The 22,563-nt window shown below is 38.1% G+C and carries 16 protein-coding genes; 4 read left to right on the forward strand and 12 right to left on the reverse strand.

Annotated features, from left to right (window positions below; genetic code table 11):
• The first annotated feature begins 232 nt into the window (after positions 1-232).
• Entirely contained in the window at positions 233-2,734 is a 2,502-nt protein-coding gene (locus tag B0G92_RS09270; protein WP_218971850.1) for an AsmA family protein, read from the forward strand.
• A 69-nt stretch (positions 2,735-2,803) separates the two neighbouring features.
• On the opposite strand, the gene tamL is transcribed toward B0G92_RS09270, so the two are convergent.
• The 7 genes from tamL to B0G92_RS09305 form a co-directional block, all read right to left on the reverse strand.
• A complete protein-coding gene (tamL, locus tag B0G92_RS09275; RefSeq protein WP_101472065.1) occupies positions 2,804-5,113 on the reverse strand; it encodes a translocation and assembly module lipoprotein TamL in 2,310 nt (769 codons plus the stop codon).
• Positions 5,103-10,184 carry a translocation/assembly module TamB gene (locus B0G92_RS09280; protein ID WP_101472066.1) on the reverse strand — a complete coding sequence of 1,694 codons (5,082 nt, stop codon included), beginning with the start codon at positions 10,182-10,184 and terminating at the stop codon, positions 5,103-5,105. Before B0G92_RS09280 ends, tamL begins: the two co-directional genes overlap by 11 nt.
• A 127-nt stretch (positions 10,185-10,311) precedes the next feature.
• Positions 10,312-12,921: a DNA ligase D gene (ligD, locus tag B0G92_RS09285; protein WP_101471895.1), complete on the reverse strand. Its 2,610-nt coding sequence runs from the start codon at positions 12,919-12,921 to the stop codon at positions 10,312-10,314.
• A gap of 42 nt (positions 12,922-12,963) precedes the next feature.
• Entirely contained in the window at positions 12,964-13,755 is a 792-nt protein-coding gene (ku, locus tag B0G92_RS09290) for a non-homologous end joining protein Ku (protein WP_056071085.1), read from the reverse strand.
• 130 nt (positions 13,756-13,885) lie between these two features.
• Positions 13,886-14,188, reverse strand: a complete 303-nt coding sequence (locus B0G92_RS09295) for a hypothetical protein (protein ID WP_143395012.1) — start codon at positions 14,186-14,188, stop codon at positions 13,886-13,888.
• Between the two features lie 16 nt (positions 14,189-14,204).
• Entirely contained in the window at positions 14,205-14,840 is a 636-nt protein-coding gene (locus B0G92_RS09300) for a YciE/YciF ferroxidase family protein (protein WP_101471897.1), read from the reverse strand.
• Positions 14,841-15,008: 168 nt separating this feature from the next.
• The gene (locus B0G92_RS09305; protein WP_143395013.1) at positions 15,009-15,524 is read right to left on the reverse strand and encodes a lipocalin family protein; all 516 of its coding nucleotides are present in this window, start codon (positions 15,522-15,524) and stop codon (positions 15,009-15,011) included.
• A 295-nt stretch (positions 15,525-15,819) separates the two neighbouring features.
• On the opposite strand from B0G92_RS09305, the gene B0G92_RS09310 reads away from it, so the two are divergent.
• The gene (locus tag B0G92_RS09310) at positions 15,820-16,494 is read left to right on the forward strand and encodes an SRPBCC family protein (RefSeq protein ID WP_056071095.1); all 675 of its coding nucleotides are present in this window, start codon (positions 15,820-15,822) and stop codon (positions 16,492-16,494) included.
• A 296-nt stretch (positions 16,495-16,790) separates the two neighbouring features.
• Positions 16,791-17,234, forward strand: a complete 444-nt coding sequence (locus tag B0G92_RS09315; RefSeq protein WP_101471898.1) for a hypothetical protein — start codon at positions 16,791-16,793, stop codon at positions 17,232-17,234.
• A 393-nt stretch (positions 17,235-17,627) separates the two neighbouring features.
• On the opposite strand, the gene B0G92_RS09320 is transcribed toward B0G92_RS09315, so the two are convergent.
• The 4 genes from B0G92_RS09320 to B0G92_RS09335 are packed head-to-tail and all read right to left on the reverse strand — an operon-like array spanning position 17,628 to position 19,409.
• Positions 17,628-18,032 carry a VOC family protein gene (locus B0G92_RS09320; protein ID WP_056071101.1) on the reverse strand — a complete coding sequence of 135 codons (405 nt, stop codon included), beginning with the start codon at positions 18,030-18,032 and terminating at the stop codon, positions 17,628-17,630.
• Positions 18,033-18,043: 11 nt separating this feature from the next.
• Positions 18,044-18,463, reverse strand: coding sequence for a VOC family protein (locus tag B0G92_RS09325; protein ID WP_056071103.1), 420 nt, complete (start codon positions 18,461-18,463; stop codon positions 18,044-18,046).
• 41 nt (positions 18,464-18,504) lie between these two features.
• Positions 18,505-18,888 carry a VOC family protein gene (locus tag B0G92_RS09330; RefSeq protein ID WP_101471899.1) on the reverse strand — a complete coding sequence of 128 codons (384 nt, stop codon included), beginning with the start codon at positions 18,886-18,888 and terminating at the stop codon, positions 18,505-18,507.
• A 17-nt stretch (positions 18,889-18,905) separates the two neighbouring features.
• Positions 18,906-19,409, reverse strand: coding sequence for a DinB family protein (locus B0G92_RS09335; protein ID WP_101471900.1), 504 nt, complete (start codon positions 19,407-19,409; stop codon positions 18,906-18,908).
• Positions 19,410-19,570: 161 nt separating this feature from the next.
• Here B0G92_RS09335 and B0G92_RS09340 point away from each other — a divergent pair, with 161 nt between their 5' ends.
• Complete coding sequence (locus tag B0G92_RS09340) at positions 19,571-20,533, forward strand: GlxA family transcriptional regulator (protein ID WP_056071112.1); 963 nt, start codon at positions 19,571-19,573, stop codon at positions 20,531-20,533.
• On the opposite strand, the gene B0G92_RS09345 is transcribed toward B0G92_RS09340, so the two are convergent.
• A complete protein-coding gene (locus B0G92_RS09345) occupies positions 20,534-22,531 on the reverse strand; it encodes an ATP-binding protein (RefSeq protein ID WP_101471901.1) in 1,998 nt (665 codons plus the stop codon).
• Between the last annotated feature and the right edge of the window lie 32 nt (positions 22,532-22,563).

Raw genomic sequence — 22,563 nt, forward strand, 5'->3', positions numbered from 1 at the left:
TTGATTTTCAGTAATTACCGGAATATGCATTTGAATATTCAATGCTTTGCGCCCTTGCGTCTTTGCGTGAAATTATTGCTCGCAAAGGCGCAGAGCCGCAAAGTTTCTGACATTTAATCTTACCACGAAAAAGCAAAGGCTTCTAAAAACGGAAGCTTTTTTTATTTTTATGCCAATCTTCAATGATTTATTGTAAATTTAGATACTGACGCCTGTCAATAGATGATAGCCCATGCAAATAAAAGCTGTAATTTCCAGATTCCTTGAAAAAATAAGCGGCCTGCCTCGTTGGGTTAGGATTTCATTTAGGGTTTTGTCAGGGGTATTTCTGCTAATCATTATACTGTACATAGGACTTGCTTTTTATGTCAATACCCATAAGGAAGAAATCTTAGCCTCAATCAATCAAAAAATCAACGAAAATATCAATGGTAAATTTACAGCAGAAAGTATGGAGCCTACTTTTTTGCAAGGATTTCCGCGTGTTTCATTAAGGATAAAAAATGCGGTTTTAAAAGACAGCCTTTGGAACTCCCATAAAAATACACTGCTGCAGGCCGAAGATTTTAATGTTTCGATTAATGTGCTGGCTTTTCTAAGAGGAACATTAGAGATTAAGAAGATAGCTATCAATGAGGCAAAGATTCATTTGTTTGTTGCCGAAAACGGTTATAGTAATACGGCGATTTTTAAACCAAAGCAAGAAAAGGAAGCTTCTGGTGAAGGCAGCTCTTTTGCAGAAATAAAGGCTTTTGAATTGCACAATGTTGTTTTTATCTCTGAAAATCTCAAAGGGAAAAAACTTTTTAAATTTTCAATCAATGACCTGAAAGGACGATTGGATTATAACTCGGAAGGCTGGAAAGCGGCTGTAAAATTAGATGCTTCTGCCCAAAGTCTGGCTTTTAATACGGTGCACGGAAGTTTTATTAAGGACAAAACATTAAATGGCAAATTTGATATTGCTTATAATGAAAAAGCAGAAACGATTGTTTTTGACCCAAATGATTTGGAAATAGGCAGTGATGTCTTCAATATTGGAGGAAAATTTAATGTTGGTAAAAACAATTCCGGCTTTTCACTGCATATCAGGGCAGATAATATTTTATGGAAAAATGCTTCCAATCTGCTTTCAAACAATATCAGCCGGCAATTGAACCGGTTTGATTTGGAAAAACCCATCGATGTCAATTGTGATATTATTGGTGATTTGAATGCTGAAGGCGACCCGTTATTTTTGGTAAAAGCGGTTGTCAAAAATAATCGCCTTCATATTCCTGACGGAATTATTGATAATTGCAGCTTCAACGGAATGTATACCAATGAATTGGTTAAAGGCAAAGGATTTAACGACCCTAATTCTGTCGTTAAGCTTATGGGATTCAAAGGCGATTATAAAGAGATTCCTTTTGTGATGGATTCTGCCATAATTAATGATTTCAGCAAGCCTATTGCCTCGGGTGTTTTTAAGGCGAAATTTCCCCTTGAAAAATTAAATAATGCTGTTGACAGGAATCTGATGGTATTTTCCAAAGGCAATGCAGATGTTGAATTTCAATTTAAAGCCGATATTGTTGATTTTGAAATTACGAAGCCTTTTGTTTCAGGGTTGGTTGCCATTAAAAACGGAGATATGCGTTACGTGCCAAGAAATCTGGCATTCAAAAACACGAATGTAGCTCTGAATTTTACAGATAAGGATTTATTTATCAGTAATATCAGATTACAAAGTGGTAAAAGTATTGTCAATATGGAAGGAAGTATTCAAAATTTCCTTAACCTGTATTATACGGAGCCTGAAAAACTGGTGTTGAATTGGAAAGTAACAAGTCCTCAACTGTATTTGGGAGAATTTCTAGGTTTTTTGGATAATCGTAAAACAGTGAAGCGTGCTCCGGTAAAAACAAAAAAAGGGAATGTGAACGATAAATTGGATTTTCTTTTTGAAAAGAGCAATGTCGCCCTGAATGTCCAGATAGACAAATTCTACTATAATAAATTTACCGCGACCAATACAAAAGCGGCCATACTGCTTTCGGACTCCGGAATTACAATACAAAATGCAGTTGTACATCACGCAGGAGGTCAGGTAAATCTCAGCGGTTCTGTACAGCAGGGAAAAACAAAAAATAATTTTTCGATGAAGGCCAATGTGTCTAATGTGGCGATAGAAAAATTTTTCTATGCGTTTAATGATTTTGATATGCAATCTCTGAAATCAAAAAACCTGAAAGGTTATCTGACGACTTCCGCAACCATTTCCGGAACTATTTCAAATGAAGGTAAGTTGGTGCCCAATTCTATGAACGGAACGGTTGGTTTCGCCCTTAAAAATGGTGCCCTCATTAGCTTTCAACCAATTAAAAGTGCCGGAAAATTTGCCTTTCCTTTTCGCGATTTGGATAATATTACATTCAGCAACCTGAAAGGTAATTTCGACATAAGTGGAGAAAAGGTAACGATTCACCCAATGCAGATTAATTCAAGCGTACTGAATATGGATATTGCCGGAATCTATTCTTTTGGGAAAGGCACGAATATAGCGCTTGACGTACCACTCCGGAATCCTAAAAATGATAAGGATATAACCGATAAGGAAAAGCTGGAAGAAAGGAGAAACAGAGGTATAGTACTGCATCTCCTGGCATCAGACGGTGATGACGGAAAAATAAAAATCAGACTCGTTAGTAAGAAAAAACGAAATGAGGAAGTCGATTTAGGCGATAAGCAATAGGCAATAAGCTTTATGCTTGCGAGTTTTTGCGAGCAATTATTTCACGCAAAGGCGCAAGGACGAAAAGTATTAGAATGGATAGCCAATCGCCAGGTTAAAAACCAGATTTTCTTTTCTCCAATCCGGGTCACCAAATCTTACTTTATCAATTACCCAACGATCGCCTTCAGGAAGATAAGGCTTGCGGAGAGGAAAAGCCAAATCCAAACGTAAGACCAAAAATGAAAGGTCAAATCGCAGACCGGCACCTGCACCAACAGCAAGCTCATCTATAAATTTACTCGAAAAACGGGCACCTGCTTTGTTTTCATTATCATTCATCAGCCAGATATTTCCGGCATCTACAAATAAGGCACCATGAACAATGCTAAATAATTTGGCGCGGTATTCTGTGTTCAGTTCCAGTTTCAAATCTCCGGATTGGTCGGGCAGGAAGGAACTTTCTTCTACATTCGGGTTATAAGTTCCGGGACCAATAGAGCGGGCCCTGAATGCCCTGATACTGTTAGTTCCGCCTATGAAAAATTGCTTGATAAAAGGAAGTTCTCTTGAGTTTCCGTAAGGTATTCCTACACCCACAATAATTCTGCTGGCCAGTTGTGAATCGCTTCCAAGTTTTAGGTAATGGCGGAATTCATTTTCCAATTTTACAAACTGGCTGAACGGAACACCCAAAATCTGTTTCGGATTGTCTGAATTGCCTCCCATAATTAATCCCGTTGCCGTAGCTGAAAGGTCTATGCTGCCTTTGTAATAGAAAGTATTTGTGCGTCTTCTTCGCATCGTATTGGTATAGGTATAGGAATAAGTAGGACCAAAAATCAGCTGCTTTTCAATAACGCGCGCTAAGGAAGGATTTCCGGGCGTTTCCTCTGTTCCGTCAATTTGTGCCTGGTATTCTGCTGAAACATTACCGGAACTTACATAGGTAACTTCAGTAAGATTCAGCTGGTGTTCCTTTCGGGCATTTTCTTTCCATAAATAACCAAAAGAACCTTTAAAAGTATTTAGAGTATAAAGACGTTGGCGTTCCTGATGTTCATAGCCTATTAATGCCCTGGTTTTGGGTACAAATCCGCTACCGGATTCAAATTTGAAAGGCGCAATAAAACGCGGCCATATCAGGCTGGTTTCACCTCCAAAACGGAAAACATTATAGCCTTTATTCTGGCCGGAAACCTGTACTTCCATACCGCCAAAAGCAGTAATCGTGAGTAGTTCGGCTCCTTTGAAAGTATTTCTGTTGAGCCAGTTGACGTTTAGCTCTGTTCCGGTGTAGTTGGCAGAGTTTGTCTTACCCAATACTTCTACACGGATGGATTTTTTAGGAAGTGGCGTGAGATAATAATAGGCATCCAGTGCATCATCAATAGAATCTGAAACACGGAATTCATTTTTTACAAACTTGAAGGTTCCCAGATTGACCAGACGATTGAGCGAAAGGTTATGGTCTGTTCTGTTGTAGACATCGCCTTTTTTGAAATATAAAGTCCTGTCATAAATACGCGGATTAAATGTTTTTGTCGTGTCAATAATGGTAAGGTCCTTATATTTTTCAGCATACGACTTATCTTCAGAAATACTGTCTGCTGTCAGGGAATAATTCGGATAAATATAGGTTTCATTAATCTTGTAAATTTTTTTGGAACGTTCCGGCGTTTCATTTTTTACCTTAACAATTAAATCTACTTCCTGTTTTCCTACCGTACTATCGACCTGTACCAAAATAAAATCAGGACTGAAATAATAGTAGCCTTTTTCTTTTAGGCGGGTATCGATGCGTTCTCTTTCATCTTTAATATTGTCAAGACTATAAGCATCGCCTACTTTTAACCTGCTTCGACGCTGTAATCGGGCAATATTTTTTGATAGTTCTGAAGAATCGGAAGGAAACGTAACGCTTTTGATTTTGTACTGCTTGCCAGGGCGTACGGTATATTCTGCCGTGACTTTTCTGTTACGGCTTGTTCTGGTTGAATCGGATTCTGTTCTTACTTTAAAATAGCCTTTGTTTTCGGCATAATTTTGAAGTATGCTTTCGTTGTATTCCAAATCGACCTGACTGAAAAGCACAGGCGGTTCTCCTACCTTATTGCGGAGCCAATACCTAAAACCTTTGTCTTTTTTAGGCTCGCCGGCAATGTTATAGAAATAAAGTTTAGGGCGGAGCCCTAAGAATTTTTTATTAGGCAACGGGCGTAACAGTGGCTCCAGTTCTTTTTCCAGATTTTTTCTTTCTTTTCGGGATAGGAGTGAGTCTTCTACTTTTACCTTACCGCCTACATAGAGTGCTTCGCCTTCTTCAAGATATTTCAGATTGCTACAGCCATACAAGAAAAGTAAGGTAAAAAAGAGCGTATATTTCAGGCTAGTTTTCATTGTCTGTTTCATTTTCTTCTTTTTCTTTGGCTAATCTTTCTTTTTCTTTTTGTTTTTCCCGCAGTTCTTTTTCTCGTTTTCGGGTTTCTTTGATCATTCTTTTTTCTTCTTCGGTTCTGTGAAAAAGTTCCCGGAATTTATTGTAGTCCATTGTAATGATAAAAGCTACTCCGGTTTCAACAACTTGTCCCTGTAAGGCAACCTGGTATTGATTTTTTCTGTAGGCACGAACCATATAGCGTCCATCTTTGGTCAATTGGTAATCGGCAGAAACGTCTCCTGCAATGTTTGTAGTTTCTTCATTGGCCTGTTGAGGACCTTCAATGCCAAAGCTGCTTCCTACGGTTACTTTTAGCCGGTCATTCAGCAATCGTTTTGACAGGCCTACATTAAGGTCGGTTCTGTCTTCTCTTGAACCTGTAGTATAGTCTTCTCTGGATTGCAGGTCAAAGTCAAGTTCTACGCCCTGAATCAGGTCGCTGGCGAGATTATTCAGTTGCTGTGACAGGATTTTGCTCACACTTTGTCTGGCAATTGCTCCAGCGCTTGTTCCTCCCGCATCACTGGCAAAAGGATTTTCACCAATAAAACGGCCTAACAGCAAGAGTGCAAAGACCTGTTTGTTAAGTTCGCCCGGCTCCTGGCGAAGCTGTGCCAGTTTTGTTTTTGACGCAGAAATGATTTCAGTAGCTACGCCATAATTTCCATCCGGAAGTACAATATCAAAAGTAATTTCCGGTTTCAGTAATTCTCCATTCATTTTCAATAACGTCTGGAACGGAATTTTTTGTTTGTAGGTGTTCCGAACGGCTGGTGCGGCATTGCCCAGCTGATTGTCCAGCAAATCAATAGGAGCGGTTTCTATTTCATAAACGGCAGTAATGTTGACATCTGCCGAAGTAGGTTCTCCCGTCCAAAGTATATAACTGCCTTCCTTGATATCGAATTTTCTTTTAATGAGGTTATAGTTCATTTGATAAGCACCTTCGTTGAATTCGTATCTTCCGGTGAGTGTTGTTTTTCCGGATTCATCGATACCGCCGGTGAGCTGGGCTTCGCCTTTCAGGTTTAAGTAGTCTCCGTTTCCTTTGTCGATAATCATTGTCAGCTCAGCTTCTTTTACGATTTCGATGTTTACGGAAACGTCCATACCTTTAAATTGGGTTTGTGTCAGTGCCTCGGTAGGAGCTGTAAAACGCTTGTCAATTTGTACTTCATCCTGGTCGATAAATTCTACAATTCCCTCACGATCGGCCAAAGACGGGTCGGATTGGGGCAGTACGATTGTAAGGTCCGTGTCTTTGTTTATTTTGAGTGTACCGTCAACTACGGGTTTGTTCAGGTCTCCTTTTACGCTAAGATTTGTATCGAGTACCAAAACGCCATAATAAAGGTCATTGTCTTTTTCTTTGGAGTTGAGTGCCTTGAAATTGTCTGCCTTGATTTTTAGGTCAAAACCGAAATCACTGTAATTGGTTGTAAGTATGCGTCCGTTAACCGTCAAAAGATTGTCTTCGGCATCAGATATTGAAAAATTATTGAAGCCAATTCCGGTATTGGTAAACGAAATCTTATCGTTTATGGATTTGAATTTGGAAGCAAGCTGTTTTACTTTGAATCCAACTTCATTAAACTGCAATTCCCCAATAACACTTGGTTGTTTTGTGCTTCCGGTGATTTTAAAATCTCCTGTCAGGAATCCGGTACTTTCTGTAAGATTGCCCATTGTAAATCCCTGGATGGCTTTCATGTTGAGTTTTTCGATATCCAGTGTCATATCGAAAGTACTGTTGTCTGTTTTGTAAATTCCATCAAGGTTTACCTGATTGCCATCTCCGGTAATAGCGACATGGGCATCGAGTGTATTGGCTGTTTCATTATCTACCTTAATGCTGATGTTTCCTATAGTGTCTTTTTTGAAACTGAAATCTTCAATATTCAGGTCGGCAGTGAAAGTGGCATTTCCGGTCAGGTTTTTAAGCAATACGTTTCCATCAATTTTTCCACCTGCCAGAAGCGTGTCTTTTTGGATAGCACTGGTAATGGTTTCAATTTTGAAATCGTTGAAAGTCACGTCTACCGGTGCATTTGGCTTTTCGGATTGGGATTGGAGTTTTATGGAGCTTCCATCATTGCTTAATTCGAAATTATCCGCATAGATACCCTTGTCTTCAAACCGTATAATGTTGTCTCTTTCAATATCCCAAGGCTCATAGTTTAATACCAGACCATCAGGTTCCAGGGAAATTTGCGTATAACCTTCGGCAGACATCAGGTTTCCGGCTATCAGATAGTGGTCTTCATCTTTTTTATCTCTCACAAGTAGCGTATAGTTGATCTTGTTGTTTTTTACTTCACCGGAAAGGCTGGTATAAGGCAGATTAATCTGTGAGTTTTTGATGTCGTCTATAACCAGGCTGTATACTAATGCACTATCTGCGGTTTCGATATCCAATTCACCATTTGTGATAGTATTCGCACCGTATATAATTTTTGGAATTTTTCCGTTTACAGTAATGCTGTCGCCTTCGCTATTGTATCTTCCGGTGATTTGAATAGGAGAAATACTGGTGAGTTCCGGTACAAGCTTTAGCAGAATAGGGTCATCTTTGATTCCTACTTTAAGGTCAAATTGTTGTGGTTTGGTTGCCAGTTTTTTTCCTTTTGGGTTGGTATCGTAATATTTGGCAATTGAATTGGTTAATGCCGTTGGAGCCTGGTCAATTTGGAATTTTCCGGTAAGTGAAGCATCAATAAATTGCGATTTTAACGTGATGGTATCACTTTCTGCAGTAGATATGGCCGCTATTTTTATAGAATCCAGGGCATAGGTTTCTTTCGCATCTGCAACCAGCACATTATGAATGTCGATTCTTCCGTTTAGAAAAGCAGGGTCAGAGCTGGTGATATCTGCATATACATTACCACGAATTTTTAGAGGACCGGCATGCAGGTTGAGTTTTTCCAAATCGGCAATATCAGTATTGAGTTTTAGTTTAACAGCCGGATATTTGTCCTTAAAGTTTCCTTCCGCATCCAAAACGAATGTCAGGTTGGCATCATCCATTCCGGCCTTGACGTTAAATTGTCCGTTTTGTATGGCACCTTTTAGTTTCAGGTCACGATAAACATATCTATTAAATTCTGCTTTTACCAGCCTGCCGTCAACAGTTGCATTTGCTGTTTTAGGATTCAGTCCTGTTCCGTTGACTTTAGCCCTAAGGCTTATTTTTCCGAGCGAGTCGTTTTTGAGCAGCTTGCCAATATCAAAATTGTCGATTGTGGCATCGGCATTGTATTTTTCATGGTTTTTTCTTCTCTGGTCGAATGTGGCTTTTATTTTGGCTTTTCCGAAACTGCTTGCCAGGGCCATGTCTGTATTAAAATTAGAGACAGAGCCTTTGAAAAAACCGTTCAATGACAGTTGTGCCGGAAGTTGGATATTGGAGGGAATTGTGCCTTCCGGAACAAAGGTATTGATGTCTTTTGAAGAGGTTTTGAGTTCGCGGATTTTTAAATCGAAGTAGGTTTTTTCTACATCAGGAAGTCCTGTAATTCTGCCACTGGCTGCGACGACTGTTGTTCCAATACCGCTGATTTCAAGGTTAGGAATGGTGATGTCGCTAACTTTTCCGTAGACTTCACTATTAATATACATTACCGCATTCGGATTGGTTTTAAATGGGTTTGTATTTTCAAGAGTAGGTACAAACAGCAATATGTCTTTAAAACCAACACGGCTGTCTTTAAGTGAGGCCTTGATTCCGAGGTTGCCTAAATTGTCTGCAATGGTAGCAATGTTGTCATAGGTAATGTTGATTTCGTCTTTGATTTCAGTCTGAGGCGTTTTCAGGTATAATTTTTTAAGCGTGGCTCTTTTTGTACCATAGAAAAAATCGGTTCGAAAGGATTCGATAGCCACACCACTGTGGTCATTCATGCTAAATGACTGTATATTTCCTGAAATAGTATCGGCGCTGTAATAGAGTTTTTCACCCTGAAGCTCTACATTGTCAAGATTGAGGTGCTTGTAATCAATTCCCTTTTTAGCCCTTACTGCATTTTCATCGTCAAAACGGAACGCAATATTTTTTAGAGAGGTCGTCTCTAATTTTACTTTCCAGTTTGGTGCGGTTGCTTTTAAAGAATCGGGTGTCTTGACCGCAATTTTTTTGTCGAGTTTGCCAAATGTGAGCCCGCCTTTTATACCATCAATTTCGAAATTTTTAAGGTCAATGTATTGCTTTTTGAGGTCTATCGCATTAAATTCAACAAGTAATTTTTTCAGATTTACGCCTGTATTCAGGCGGGTTCCTGCATTATCAAAGCCAATATTGATGTTGGCAAGGTTGATTTCTCCCAGCTTCAGATTGAGTTCGGGACTTCGCACGGCTTCATCCGCAACCTCAACTGTATTTTGTGCAACTTCTTCTACAATTTCGCCTTGTTTCAACACTAATTTAAAGCCATCCAGATTGATTTTCGGCACTTCAAAATCCATTTTTTCAAGGTCGAATTTTGTGATTTTCGTATCAAAATGCTGCAGGTAGGCGGTCAGGTCGTTTTTTGAAATCTGATCGTCAAAGCGAACCCTGATTTTATCAAGGTTTATTTTTTTTATAGAAAACTGCATCGGTTCCGAATCTTCTTTTTTGGGTTCTTCGGAAGCAAAGGCTTTGATGATATAGTCGAAATTGAATACGGAATCTTTGTCTCTTTTTATAGTTGTTGTGATTCCTTGCAGGTCAATAGAATTGATTTCTACCTTGTTTCGCAATAATTTAAACAGGCTGATGTCTACTTTCAGCTTTTCGCCAGCCAAAAGCGTATCGCCTTCCCGGCTTTCAAAATAAATACCTTCGACAATTACTTTTTTAGGAAACCCAATCTCGATTCGTTTAATTTCAACCGGCGTCTTAATTTTTTCTTCAAGATAGGAAACGGCTTTGTCTTTAATAAGGTTTTGGAAATAAGGAATTTGTATTAAAATTATAATTAGTAGAAGTAGACCGAGAATTCCTCCCAGGGTCCAACCAATAATTTTGAGTCCTTTTTTGACGTACTTATTCAAGCGTATTTTGTTTTTATTCACTCTAAATTTAAGAATTTAAAAGTTTACTTTTATTAAATACTTCCCAAAATGACAGAAAAAAACTAACAAATTTAGTTTTGAACTTGATGTAATTTTGAGTGACTTTTTAAATCTTATCCAAAATTGATTTTAAATCAATACTTTCCTTAAAAAAGTTCTTCCACAAATCACCTTTTTCTTTCAGACGTACTGGAACCGTTTTGATATTAAAATTACTGAAATCCAATTTTGAATCGATTTCTTCCCATTCTAAAGGAGTACTTACTGTTGCATTTTCTCTGGGACGTAACGAATAGATACCGGCCATAGTTTTTCCTTTTCCGTTTTGCAGGTAGTCAAGATAGACTTTTCCTTTTCTTTTGGAAGGACTTCTTTCGAGACTCACAATATCCGGAAGTTTTTTGAGTACCATCTGGCTGACAATATGTGAAAAAGTGCGTGTCTGGTTATAAGTGTATTTTGGGAGTATGGGGATAAAAACATGCAGTCCTTTTCCGCCGGAGGTTTTTAAATAGGCTGGCACTTGCAGTGAATCTAATATTTCTTTTAAAGTGAGCGCTGTTTTGATGATTTTTTCCATACCGGCTTCGTTTGGGTCCAGGTCAAAAATAATATAATCCGGATTGTTGAGCGTACCCACACGGCTGCTCCACGGATTGATTTCAATACAACCCCAATTGGCCAAAAAGAGCAAGGTGTCTTTGTCCTGGCAGAGCAGGTAGGTTATGGTTTCATCGGTTGATTTTGATTTCAGCTTTCTGGTTTTAATCCAATCCGGAACCTGTCCTTCTACATTTTTCTGAAAAAAACCGTCTTTGGTAATTCCGTTTGGAGTTCGTCTTAAAGATTCCGGACGGTCTTTAAGATAGGGAAGTATGTATTCTGCCACCGTATCGTAATAAGCTATGACATCACCTTTGGTATATTTTTCTTTGGGCCAGAATATTTTATCCAGATTAGAAAATTCGGTCTTGCTTTCGGGAATATCCATAGTTTTGGTCTTTTCGGGTTTATCAGTTTTTGCTGCTTTTGATTGTAGTTCTTTTACAGCTTCTTTTGTTGGTGTTTCTTTTTCTCTGCTCACTTCATGGGCTTTTTTATCTTCCCTTAATCCCAGAAAAACGGGATGGCGCATACTGCCGGAGTCTGTCCATTCCGTAAATTTTAATTGGGCTACCAGTTCAGGAGTGACCCAATGTGTTGCGGGAAATTTTGGCGCAGTTTTGAAAGGACTCGTTTTCCGCTTCATTTTATCAAGTTTTGAGCGAAGTTTTTTTAAAGTGGCATCATCGAAACCGGTTCCAACCTTACCTGAATATATAAATTCATTACCATCGAAATAACCGCAGAGTAGTGCACCCAATCCGTTTCGGCTTCCCTGAGGTTCTGTAAAACCGCCAATTACCATTTCCTGTTGTTTGATGGTTTTGTTTTTGAGCCAGTCTTTGGTTCGTTGGTTCTGATGGTATTTTGAAGTAATTTTTTTGGCAATGATTCCTTCTCCTCCTAATTTTTGTATGGCTTCAAAGGTTTCCTTTCCCCGACCTACGGTGTGGGATGAAAATACAATAGTGTCTGATTTCGGCAGGATGGCTTTTAGGATTTTTTTTCGCAGTTGGAGTTCAAGTTGTCTCAAATCATAGCCGTTGAAGTAAAGTAGGTCAAAGACATAAAATTTCAATTTGCCTTTTTCAGGATTTTCGTCAAAATGCTGCAACCATTGGAAATGACTTTTTCCCTTGGTGTCTTCTACAACGACTTCACCATCTAATATTACATCGTCCTTTATGTTCTCTAAGGTTTTGGCAACGGCTTCGTATTTTGTATTAAAAGAAATACCGTTTCTGGAAATGAGATTGACCTTGTTTTTTTGGATCTGTGCCAAAGCACGATAGCCGTCAAACTTATTTTCGAAAAGCCAGTTTTCATTATCAAAAGGTTCTTCGGCAAGCGTGGCAAGTTGTGGTCGCCAATCTTTTGGGAAAGATTTTATTTTTTCTGCATCGACGAGGTCTTCGGCAGAAAAGTCGGCTTCATTTCGGATTAAGGTTTGCCTGGGCTTTTTCTTTTCCGGGTCTTTTTTTTCTTCTTTTTCTATTTCGGTTTTTGAAAGTTTTTTGCCTTTTTCAGAACTGTATACGGCTCCGTTTTTTTCTATTCCTTTAAAATCCAATCCTGAAATGGCTGAGTTTTCGTCGAACTTCACATTGGCTCCTGAAAATTCGTCTTTTGATTTCATTAATAGCCAGAGGTTATCTTTGCCTTTCATTTCGACCAAATGCCAGGCGCCGGATAATTTTTTACCTTCAATTATGATTTTGATAGCACCTTCTGCCAGTTGTTTCTTCATTATTTTATTATCCTGACTAATAATCTTTTCGGGATTTTCCGGACGATAGGTTCCATAATCCCATACCATTACGGTGCCACCGCCATATTCTCCTTTTGGAATAGTTCCTTCAAAGTCAAAATAATCCATGGGATGGTCTTCGGTTTGAACTGCCAGACGTTTGTCTGATGGATTGGCAGAAGGACCTTTTGGCACGGCCCAGCTAACCAGAACGCCATCAATTTCTAATCGGAAATCATAGTGCAGGCGAGAGGCAGCGTGTTTTTGAATGACGAACGACAATTTGCCTTTGGAAGTTTTTTTAATTCCTTTAGGTTCCCGGGTTTTGGAAAAGTCTCGTTTCTTATTATATTTTTCAAGTCCCATGATTTTATTCTTTTAAGCCAAATAGGAATGATTAAGCGGTAATTAATTCTTTATTGCTTCGAGGCTTGCTTTTAATTGTTCCAATAAATCGTCGGCAGCTTCTTTTTTGGCTTTCGGTTTGGTTTCAGTTTCAGTTTCTTTTTTTGCCGGCTTCCCTTTCTCTTTGGTTTTTTTCCTGATGATTTTCAGAAGCTCGTCTTTATAGGTGTCTTTATATTTTTCAGGTTCAAATTTGTCAGTAAGCTGGTCTATAATGTTTATTGCCATATCAAGTTCTTTTTTGGAGATTTTGACATCATCTGGAATTTTGGCTTCGGAAGGATTTCTGAGGTCCTGGTCAAAACGGATTTGGATTAGCAGGATAGCATTGTCTTCAATTTTGAGGATGCCTAAATGTTCCGTGTTTCTGAGTACAAATTTCGCCAGTCCAACTTTCCCCGACTTTTTTAATGCTTCGCGCAATAAGACATATGTTTTTTTGGCTTCTTTTGCCGGTTCAACTATGTAAGGTTTTTCGAGATATTGTGCCGGGATTTCCTCTTCCATCACAAATTCAAAAACGTCTATTGTCTGTGTCTTTTCAGGCATTGCTTTAGCAAAATCGGATTGATCAAGTACAATATAATCTCCGTTTTCTTTTTTGTAACCTTTGGCAATATCTTCCCAGGGAACTTCTTTTCCGTCTTTTTTACATACCCGGACAAATTCGATAGCACAGTGGTCTTTTTTTCGAATCATATCCAAATCAATTCTATGTGTGACCGAACCGCTGAAGAGTCGTACAGGTATATTAATCAGGCCAAAACTGATACCTCCTTTCCAGATTGCTTTCATAGTATTTCTTTTTATATGTACTTAAATTTATCAATTTATGGTAAGAAACGGAATTGCTTTAACATGCTTTTCACGTCCTGTCTGAAATAAGAACGGAGGCAAAAGCCTCCGTCATCCTTAGGAATTATGGTTATGGGTTGGTGTCGGTTCCGGTGCGTTTCTGATTCCGTTTTGTCTCTTGCGGATCGTCATCATATTCTTCATCATCGGTTAAAGAATCGTCATCGTCCTCAAAGCCATCATCGAGAAAGTCATCATTATCTTCATCTTCATCGTCAAAATCCCTGTCTTTGTCGTGTGGATTATTATTATCCCTGTTCAGTTTCGGATTATCGATATCTCTTTTATCATTTTCTGCTTTGAGGGTATTTGAATCCGGGCTGTTCTGATCAGGATATACATCTTCTTCCGGACTGTCATATACTGGTTTCATACTGTCTTTTTTTAGGTTATTCTTCGTTTTCGTCAATGTCATCGGCGGCATCAAAGTTGATGGTGTTGTTAGCATCCTGAGTGAGCATAACATCTGCTTCTTTTTCTTCATTTAATGTTATTTCCAAAAGCTTTGCCACTTCGTCTTCTCCTAATATTTTGGCAAAAGTGCAGAGTGTTCCATAACTGGCAATTTCATAGTGTTCTATTTTTTGCGCAGCGGCTATGATACCGGCATCACGCACGGCTCCCGGTTCTGTTTCTTCTAATATGCTTTCTCCTTCTTTAATGAGTCCTTCCATTGCATCGCATTTTTTTGCAGTGGCTTTTTTCCCGATGCTTTCAAATACCTGTTCAAGTCTTGTTATTTGCTCGAGGGTTACTTCCAGATGGTCTTCGATTGTTGTTTTTAAATTTTCTGCTGTGGCATTTTTAGCCATTTTAGGAAGTGCTTTAGAAAGCGCTTTTTCTGCCCAGAAAATATCTTTTAGCTGGTCAATGAACAATTCTCTTAAACCTTCGGCAGCATTCGATTTTGGTTTTACAGTTTGCGAACGCGAAGCTGATGCTGTTTTTGACTGAGAATTTTTATTACCGGTTTTTGTTGTGGTAGTTCTGCTTTTTGGTGTTGCAGAAGAATTGGAATTTTTCATAACAGTTTGGTTTTTAAGTTGATTTATTTCAAAGTTCTAACTTGAAAGCGCTTTTTTACTTATACAATTGGATAAAATTTTTATATGTTTGGATAGGTTACAAAAGCGGGAATTGGACATAAAAAAACTGCTTCCCTTAGAGAAGCAGTTTTTGTAAATACTTATTGGTTATTGTTTGGTAAATACCGTTGTAACGCTACCAACCCTATTGTATGCCACACCTTCCGAATTTCTGTCAGGATAGGTTGTCAAGGTTGTTGTTTGGGTTAGCGTTCTGCCGTTGTTAGACCTTACAAAGTTTAAGGTTACTTCTGTGCCATTTTCCTGTTCGTACGTAGCGGTTATAACGCTATTGGTAGCAGTCCATGTGCCACTTACCGTATTATCTGCACAAACTGCAACACCTGTACTGGTATCAATCAGGATATAATCCATATCATAGGTGAAAGTATTGTCTGAATTGAAGTCGATTCTTCTTGCATCATAACAACTGCTTTCATCCATTTGATTGGTGGATGCTGTTCCGTCTTGATTAAAATCCGTTGCTGCTCCGGTGTTGAATTCTGTCAGGTTATATCTTCCTGCGATACTTCCCATGTTGTTGTTTGATGAATCGTCATCACTTGAACAAGCCCCAAAACTGATGGCTAAAATAGCCATAGCTAAAATTTTTACTTTTTTCATAACACTGTTTTTTAGGTTAGTTATTTGTACTAGTTTACTAGCTGTTTTTACAAATTTCAATAGTAAGACGTGTTAATTCTTTATATTATTTTCAATGATGTTTATATAATTCTTTTTAAATGTTAAAAAAAGTTAAAATTTTAAAGAATAATTAGTAATAATTCAAAACTCTTATGATGTGATTTGGATATATGGTTGAAAAGCTCATTGACGTTAAAACTTGGTTAATGCCAATATGCAGTAAAATAGATTTGAATTTTTAGTTCTACATTTAATAGAAATTAAATTGTTGAATATGAAAGCACAAGAGGTAATTTCCCGATTGTCTGACCTGGAGGTCAATGTTGGGAATACAGAAAGGCTACTTTCTGTTTTATCAGGTTCAGTACTGCTTTATGATGCCTTAGTTAAAAAGCCAAAAAACCTGCCGGGCGCATTGTTAGCCGGATTTATGATTTTTAGGGGAACCAGTGGTCATTGTTTTGGATATGCATTACTGAAAGACAAACCAAAAGTCGAAAAATCCAAAAATATACTGATTAAGACTCAGATAATTATTGATAAGCCGGTTTCAGCAGTATATGATTTTTGGCGCAATTTTGAAAATCTGCCATTGTTTATGAAACATCTGGAAAGTGTTGATGTTCTTGATGATGAAACTTCGGAATGGAGGATGAAAATCCCGGGAAATCTTGGAACTATTCCATGGAAAGCAGCTATTATCAAAGATGAAAAAGATAAAGAAATTCGTTGGCGTTCCTTTTCAGATGCTTTGATTCATAATATAGGAAGTGTCCAGTTTTTTGATAACGGTGATGGAAGAACAAGATTATATGTTATAATTGCTTATTATCTTCCTTTTGGTACTATAGGAGAAACAATTGGTAAAGTATTGGCCCCAATTTTAGAGAATACTATTGAAGAAGATATTAAAAGATGCAAGCTGCATTTTGAGAGCGGATTAGCATAGATATAAAAATCCCCATCGTTAGATGGGGATTTCAAACAAATAATAAACCTCAAAAATAAATACAAACTCAAGAGATCTTGAAATTGAAATTTTAATTGTGATTTTTATTATCGGTTTTTATTATAGTTCTTCAATTTTATAGTATCAAAGTTACGACCGCATATTTCAAAGAGGTTATATAATTGTGATTAATTTTTATATCATTTGAAAAGCATAAAAAGGGTATAATTTTTTCTGTAAATTATATAAAACCAAAATCGATTTTAATTGTAAACTTTAATTAAAATCAATTTAGTATGGAACTTGTGAAAATTTGCCTTGCAGCTTTGGCGGGAACCTATGTTATGACGGTTTTTAGCGGTTATGTATCCAATCGGTTTCAGCATATTTTTAAAGAACCGGTAGTTTTGAGCCTGGTTTTATCAAAACTGGCCCACAACAAATCCCTGAATCATATATCGACATGGGAGCAAGGTGTCCGTTATCTTGCAGGATTGTTTGTAGTACTTTGCTATCATTATATCTGGACGCACACGGATATTGATCCAACCTGGTTCTGCGGTCTTATTTTTGGCATTATTACCGGACTGGGAGCCATTTTTTACTGGTTTTTTCTTTTCCGTGTTTCTTCTGTTTCAAAAGCTCGTTTTCAGGATTATTATCTTCCGTTGGTAGCTGCTTATATTTTGTTTGCCATGACGGTGATTGTAGTATATCGCGTTTTTGCTCTTTTTGAATAAAACGGTAAAAAACTCTCGTTATCCATAAAGTACTTTTACATATGTAAGGATATAAACTAAGCAACTCAGAAACCTTAGTATTTTAATATCTTTTTTAGAACGTGGATTTAACGGATTAGAAGAAATTACCGCGAATTTGTGAAACTTACCGCTTTAGAATCTTAATATCTTAGCGCCTTTTTTAGAACGCGGATTAACACGGATTACAGAAATTAGCGCGGATTTGTGAAACTTACCGCTTTAGAATCTTAATATCTTAGCGTCTTTTTTAGAATGCGGATTAATACGAGTTAGAGAAAGTAGTGCAGATTTGAGAAGTTTACAATCTTAGCATCTTAGAACCTCAGCAATTTAGCATCTTAAATAAAAAAAACACGGCCAAAGCCGTGTTTTTTATTGTGGCATTGCGCTTATATCCATATAGGCAATTTCCCAGAGGTGTCCGTCCAGGTCCTGAAACCCGTGTCCGTACATCCAGCCATGATCCTGTTTGTCAACCGGTGTTGTAGCACCGGCAGCGATGGCTTTTTTCACCATTTCGTCTACGGCATCACGGCTTTCTGCCGAAAGGCAAATGATGCTCTCCGTATACTTGCGTGTATCACAAAGCTCATTTTTGGTAAAGTTCAGGAACAAAGGTTCGACTACCAACATCACGAAAATAGTATCGCTAATAATCATGCATGTAGCATTTTCATCTGTGAACTGAGGATTGAAAGTGTAACCTAGTTTTCTGAAAAATTCAATAGAGCGGTTAAGGTTCTTTACGGGAAGGTTTACAAAAATTTGTGTTGCCATAGTGTTTATTATTATTTTTCATATTCATAATTGAGCATCCACTGAATACCAAATTTATCAGTAAACATACCATATAAGGCACCCCAGAACATATTATCTAAAGGCATTTTGACATCGCCTCCTGCGGAAAGCTTTTCGAATAGATCTCTGGTTTGCTGTTCTGAATCGGTATTGACTGAAATGGACACACTGGTTCCGTTTTTTACCTGTTCCATTGTTTCCGGAACATCGGTTCCCATCAGCATATTTCCGCCAATTGGCAAAGCAATATGCATGATTTTGTTTTTGTCTGTAGCGGGCATTTCCTCGCATCCCGGAGTATCCCCGAATCGCATCACGACTGCAAATTCGCCGCCAAAAGCAGCTTTGTAAAAATTAAAGGCTTCTTCTGTATTGCCATTAAAATTCAGATAAGTGTTGATTGTTGCCATTTTGATTTTGATTAATTGTTCGTATTTGAATTGATTTTGTGTTATTCTTCCTGAAGTACAGAGAGAATGTTTCCTGCCGGGTCTTTGAACCAGGCAATAAGCGGGCCTCCACCTCTAAAAATCCCTTTTTTGTCGGTTTTTATGTTTCCGCCATATTGTTCGAAAACTATGCCTCGTTTCGTGAGTTCATCTACTGCCTGTTCAATATCTTTGACGGGAAAGTTGAGAATGGTGTAGGTAGCCGGTTCGTGATTTTCTTTGGTATAGATAATTATTGAATTTCCTCCGGCGGGTTTTAAGGTTAGTATTCCTTCCATTTCTGCGTCTTCTTCTATATCCAGACCTAATATTTCTCCGTAGAATTTTTTAGCTTTTTGGCTATCATCTACAGAAAATCCACTAAATGCTTTACTGTTGTTTAACATGATTCTGTATTTTGGATTTACATATCGTCATATCGTAAGGCTTCATAGCCTAAAAGTCGTCTCCATAAGGCTATCTGACCAATGCAGTTGGCTTCACGGTAAATGATAAAAGTTATCAGTTCATAATAAGTAAGTGACATGCCGGGCATCATCTCAAATTTTTCATCCAGTTTTTGATCCGTTATCTTAGCCAGGAGATCTTTCAATACCGGACTAATTTTTTTCCAATCGTCTCTAAATTGTGATAGCGATGGATATTTCAGGCCATCCTGTATGCCTTTTCCATCCTGAAACAATTCAGATGCCTTCTGTTTTTCGGAATACCCCAGCAGGTTTGCAATTTCGTAGCGTTGCTGGACTAAACTTCCGGTGAGCCATGCTATATGGTTTGCTTTTGTGTCTAATCTTTTGTGGGCATCTTCATCAGAAATTTTTTCCAGTGCCCGTTCAAAATAGAGCGTCTGCATATCATATAAGACAAGCAGGGAAAACATTCTGTTGCTTGTGGTTGTGATTTTCATATCGTTAATATTTAGCGTTAAAAATTGAATTAAATTTTGTCTTTTATATTGTTTGATAAAATTAATTCAAAAAAAATGCTTAAACGGAGTGGTTTAAAGTCATTATAAGGGGGGATTTAAGACAAAAAATTTTATATTTGTTTCTCCTAAAAAAATTAGCTATGAAATTAGGTATTTTGCTTACACAAGAACACAGGCTTCTAAGCGTTGCAGCTATGCTTGACGTATTTGAGACCGTGAATAAGTTTTATGCAGAGGAAGGGAAGGCCCCTTTTTTTGATATTACTCTTTTGCATATGGATGAGGTATCGCAGACCTATTCTGAATATAATCTGATGCGACCTGATTCCGAAAAAACATATGATATTTTGCTTATCCCGGCTTTTAAGCATGATGTTGTACCAAAAGCAGTTTCGCTCAATATGAGATGGATACAATGGTTGCGGCAACAATATGAAAGGGGAGCTTCGGTTGCAAGTTTTTGTACGGGAGCTTTTCTTTTAGCTTCTACCGGTTTGCTTGACAACAAGCCTGCGACCACCCATATTAATGCCGAATATGCCTTTGCACAAGCTTTTCCTGCCGTAAATTTAAAAGTAGATGCGGTGGTTACAGAAGAACAAAGAGTCTACACGAGTGGAGGTGCTACCAATAGTTTCCATTTGATGTTGCGTCTTATTGAGAATTTTTGCAGCCGAAAAATGGCAGTAAAAACGGCAAAGGTGTTTTCTGTCGATTTGGATAGAAATCAGCAGACTTATTTCGGTACGTTTGCTCCGGCCGAAGATCATGGTGATGATTTGGTTAAGCAGACGCAGGAAGTTATTAAGAAGAATTTCAGGGAAGCCAATACTATTGAAGAAATTATTACGGATGTTCCGGCAAGCAGACGAAATCTGGTAAGGCGTTTTAAGCAGGTAACCGGGATTACTCCTATAGAATATTTGCAGAAAACAAGGATTGAAGCAGCCAAACAGATGCTGGAGCATTCGAGACAGAGCGTAATGGAGGTGATGTTTGAGTCGGGTTATAACGACTTGAAATCATTCCGAAGCCTGTTCAAAAAAAATGTTGGAATGACACCGACAGCCTACAGGGAAAAATTCAATAATCTTGTTGCCTGATTATACAACAGGAAGATATATTGAAAATATAGAACCTACACCGGGTATGCCCTGGGCACGTATAAAGCCGTCATGTTTCTGCACTATTTTTTTGCAGATGGCAAGGCCTATTCCTGTGCCTTCATAGTCTGACTTGCCATGAAGCCTTTTGAATAATTCGAAGATTTGCTGTTCGTATTCCTGTGGAAATCCAATTCCGTTATCGGCAATATCCAGTTTCCAGAATTGTTTTCCGACGAGTTCTTCCGAAGTGACAAGCTCGGCATCTATTTTTATAACCGGAGGAACATCTGGTTTGCTGTATTTCAGTCCATTTGAAATCAGGTTGGTGAGCAGCTGCTGAAATTGAATCGGAATGACAGAAAGCGTAGGCAGTTTTCCAACTTCAACGCGGGCATTCTTTTTTTCAAGAATGTCCGTCATATTATTTTTAATGTCATCTATTGCTGTATTGAGATCTGTAGGTACAAAATGAATTTCTGAAGCATCCATACTGGAATAGTTGAGTAAGGATTCAATCAGGTTCTGCATACGGTTGGCTGCATTTGTAATACTCTGGAAATAGGCCAGGGAAGAGTCGCTAAAATTTGCCTTTTCTTTAAAAAGTATACGGCTGGCGAAGAGTTGTATTTTGCGGAGCGGTTCCTGAAGGTCATGAGAGGAAATATAGGCAAATGAGGCAAGCTCGACATTTTGCCTTTCCAATTCCTTGTTTTTCATCTCTAAAAGTTTTTCATTTTGCAAGCGCTCAAATTCTATTTCGCTTCTTTTTGCAGCAATTCTAAGCAAGGATTCTATGTAGGCAATATCGTGTATTTCACTTTGGTGCAGTACAGAAATAAGCCCGATTACTTTTCCTGAAGAACCTACAAGCGGATAGGCAATATAGCCTTCTACATTCAAATCCGAAAGCGTTTTGCTTTCCGGGAAAAGTTTTTGGCTGTCACGCGGATGACAGGCATAATGACCTTTAATGACTTCATCACAAGGGCCGTCTTTTATCGGGTATTTGAAATTATCCGCAATTTCTCCAAAAGCTATCACCGAAATACTTTTTATAATTTCTTCTCCCAATTCGTTTAGTTGTACCTCGCCCAAAAGGACATAGTCCATCTTTGTTTTTGTGGCTATTTCAAGTAATAGGGAACTAAAAAATTCTTCGCCATTTCCATACGAATAGAAACTTTCAGAAAATTCCTTAAGTAATTGCTGTTCGAGTTCTTTGTTTTTGTTGAGAAGTAATGCATTGATGGCCTCAATTTCTAAGGCGGCTGTTTTTTCATGAGTTATGTTTTTTGAAGTTACTGCAACCGCATTGCCGGCCTTTTCAATTGTTGCATTTAACCACAAGGTCTTATTGTTATGGATTGCTGCAATTTCATAACTGTCAGGTAGCCCGGTTTCCACACACTTAACCATTTTTTCGAAAATCCCATTTTTAAAAATCCCGGGGTATACTTCCCGACAGGTTTTCCCGATGACATCCTTGGGTTCAAGTCCAAAATTTCTAGGGACTTCAGGATTTGTATAGGTAATTCTGAAGTCATTAATCATGCCATGGTTATTGTACATCGCCTCATAGCTTGCAATACCGTAATTTGTTGAATTTAGCACTGACTGCAGAAAGGACTGCAACTGTTCTGTTTCTTTATTGGTATTAAAAGCCAGAAGCAGGAATGTTTCACCGTCTGCCTCTATAGCCTCAACATTGAATGAAATTTTATTGTTTTCCGAATTTTTAGAGTTGATTTCGTATTCCTTAACTATGCTTTTTGTTTTCAACACATCCCAAAAAAGAAGTTTTAGCGGATGGGTATCAAAAGAACTCTCTATGACCTCAAGAAAATTTCTGTTTTTAGAGGCCAATTCCGGCAGGTTGAATTTTATATGGAACGAGGCATTGGCATATAGGATAGCAAAATCTTTGTCTAACAGAACCATTGGTTCGTTTGCCAAAGCAATAATCCTTTCAATAGTTGATGTCTTTGATACGGACATAATTGATTGTGGTATTTAGGGTACTAACAAAG

This window comes from Flavobacterium lindanitolerans (assembly GCF_002846575.1).
GTDB classification, from domain to species: Bacteria; Bacteroidota; Bacteroidia; order Flavobacteriales; family Flavobacteriaceae; genus Flavobacterium; species Flavobacterium lindanitolerans.

Coding starts and splice junctions, on each gene's coding strand:
- B0G92_RS09335 (WP_101471900.1), bottom strand. CDS start 19,409: ATGAAAATCACAACCACAAGCAACAGAATGTTTTCCCTGCTTGTCTTA.
- B0G92_RS09305 (WP_143395013.1), bottom strand. CDS start 15,524: ATGAAAAAAGTAAAAATTTTAGCTATGGCTATTTTAGCCATCAGTTTT.
- B0G92_RS09315 (WP_101471898.1), top strand. CDS start 16,791: ATGGAACTTGTGAAAATTTGCCTTGCAGCTTTGGCGGGAACCTATGTT.
- B0G92_RS09330 (WP_101471899.1), bottom strand. CDS start 18,888: ATGTTAAACAACAGTAAAGCATTTAGTGGATTTTCTGTAGATGATAGC.
- B0G92_RS09270 (WP_218971850.1), top strand. CDS start 233: ATGCAAATAAAAGCTGTAATTTCCAGATTCCTTGAAAAAATAAGCGGC.
- B0G92_RS09345 (WP_101471901.1), bottom strand. CDS start 22,531: ATGTCCGTATCAAAGACATCAACTATTGAAAGGATTATTGCTTTGGCA.
- tamL (WP_101472065.1), bottom strand. CDS start 5,113: ATGAAAACTAGCCTGAAATATACGCTCTTTTTTACCTTACTTTTCTTG.
- B0G92_RS09295 (WP_143395012.1), bottom strand. CDS start 14,188: ATGAAACCAGTATATGACAGTCCGGAAGAAGATGTATATCCTGATCAG.
- ligD (WP_101471895.1), bottom strand. CDS start 12,921: ATGGGACTTGAAAAATATAATAAGAAACGAGACTTTTCCAAAACCCGG.
- B0G92_RS09325 (WP_056071103.1), bottom strand. CDS start 18,463: ATGGCAACAATCAACACTTATCTGAATTTTAATGGCAATACAGAAGAA.
- ku (WP_056071085.1), bottom strand. CDS start 13,755: ATGAAAGCAATCTGGAAAGGAGGTATCAGTTTTGGCCTGATTAATATA.
- B0G92_RS09340 (WP_056071112.1), top strand. CDS start 19,571: ATGAAATTAGGTATTTTGCTTACACAAGAACACAGGCTTCTAAGCGTT.
- B0G92_RS09320 (WP_056071101.1), bottom strand. CDS start 18,032: ATGGCAACACAAATTTTTGTAAACCTTCCCGTAAAGAACCTTAACCGC.
- B0G92_RS09300 (WP_101471897.1), bottom strand. CDS start 14,840: ATGAAAAATTCCAATTCTTCTGCAACACCAAAAAGCAGAACTACCACA.
- B0G92_RS09310 (WP_056071095.1), top strand. CDS start 15,820: ATGAAAGCACAAGAGGTAATTTCCCGATTGTCTGACCTGGAGGTCAAT.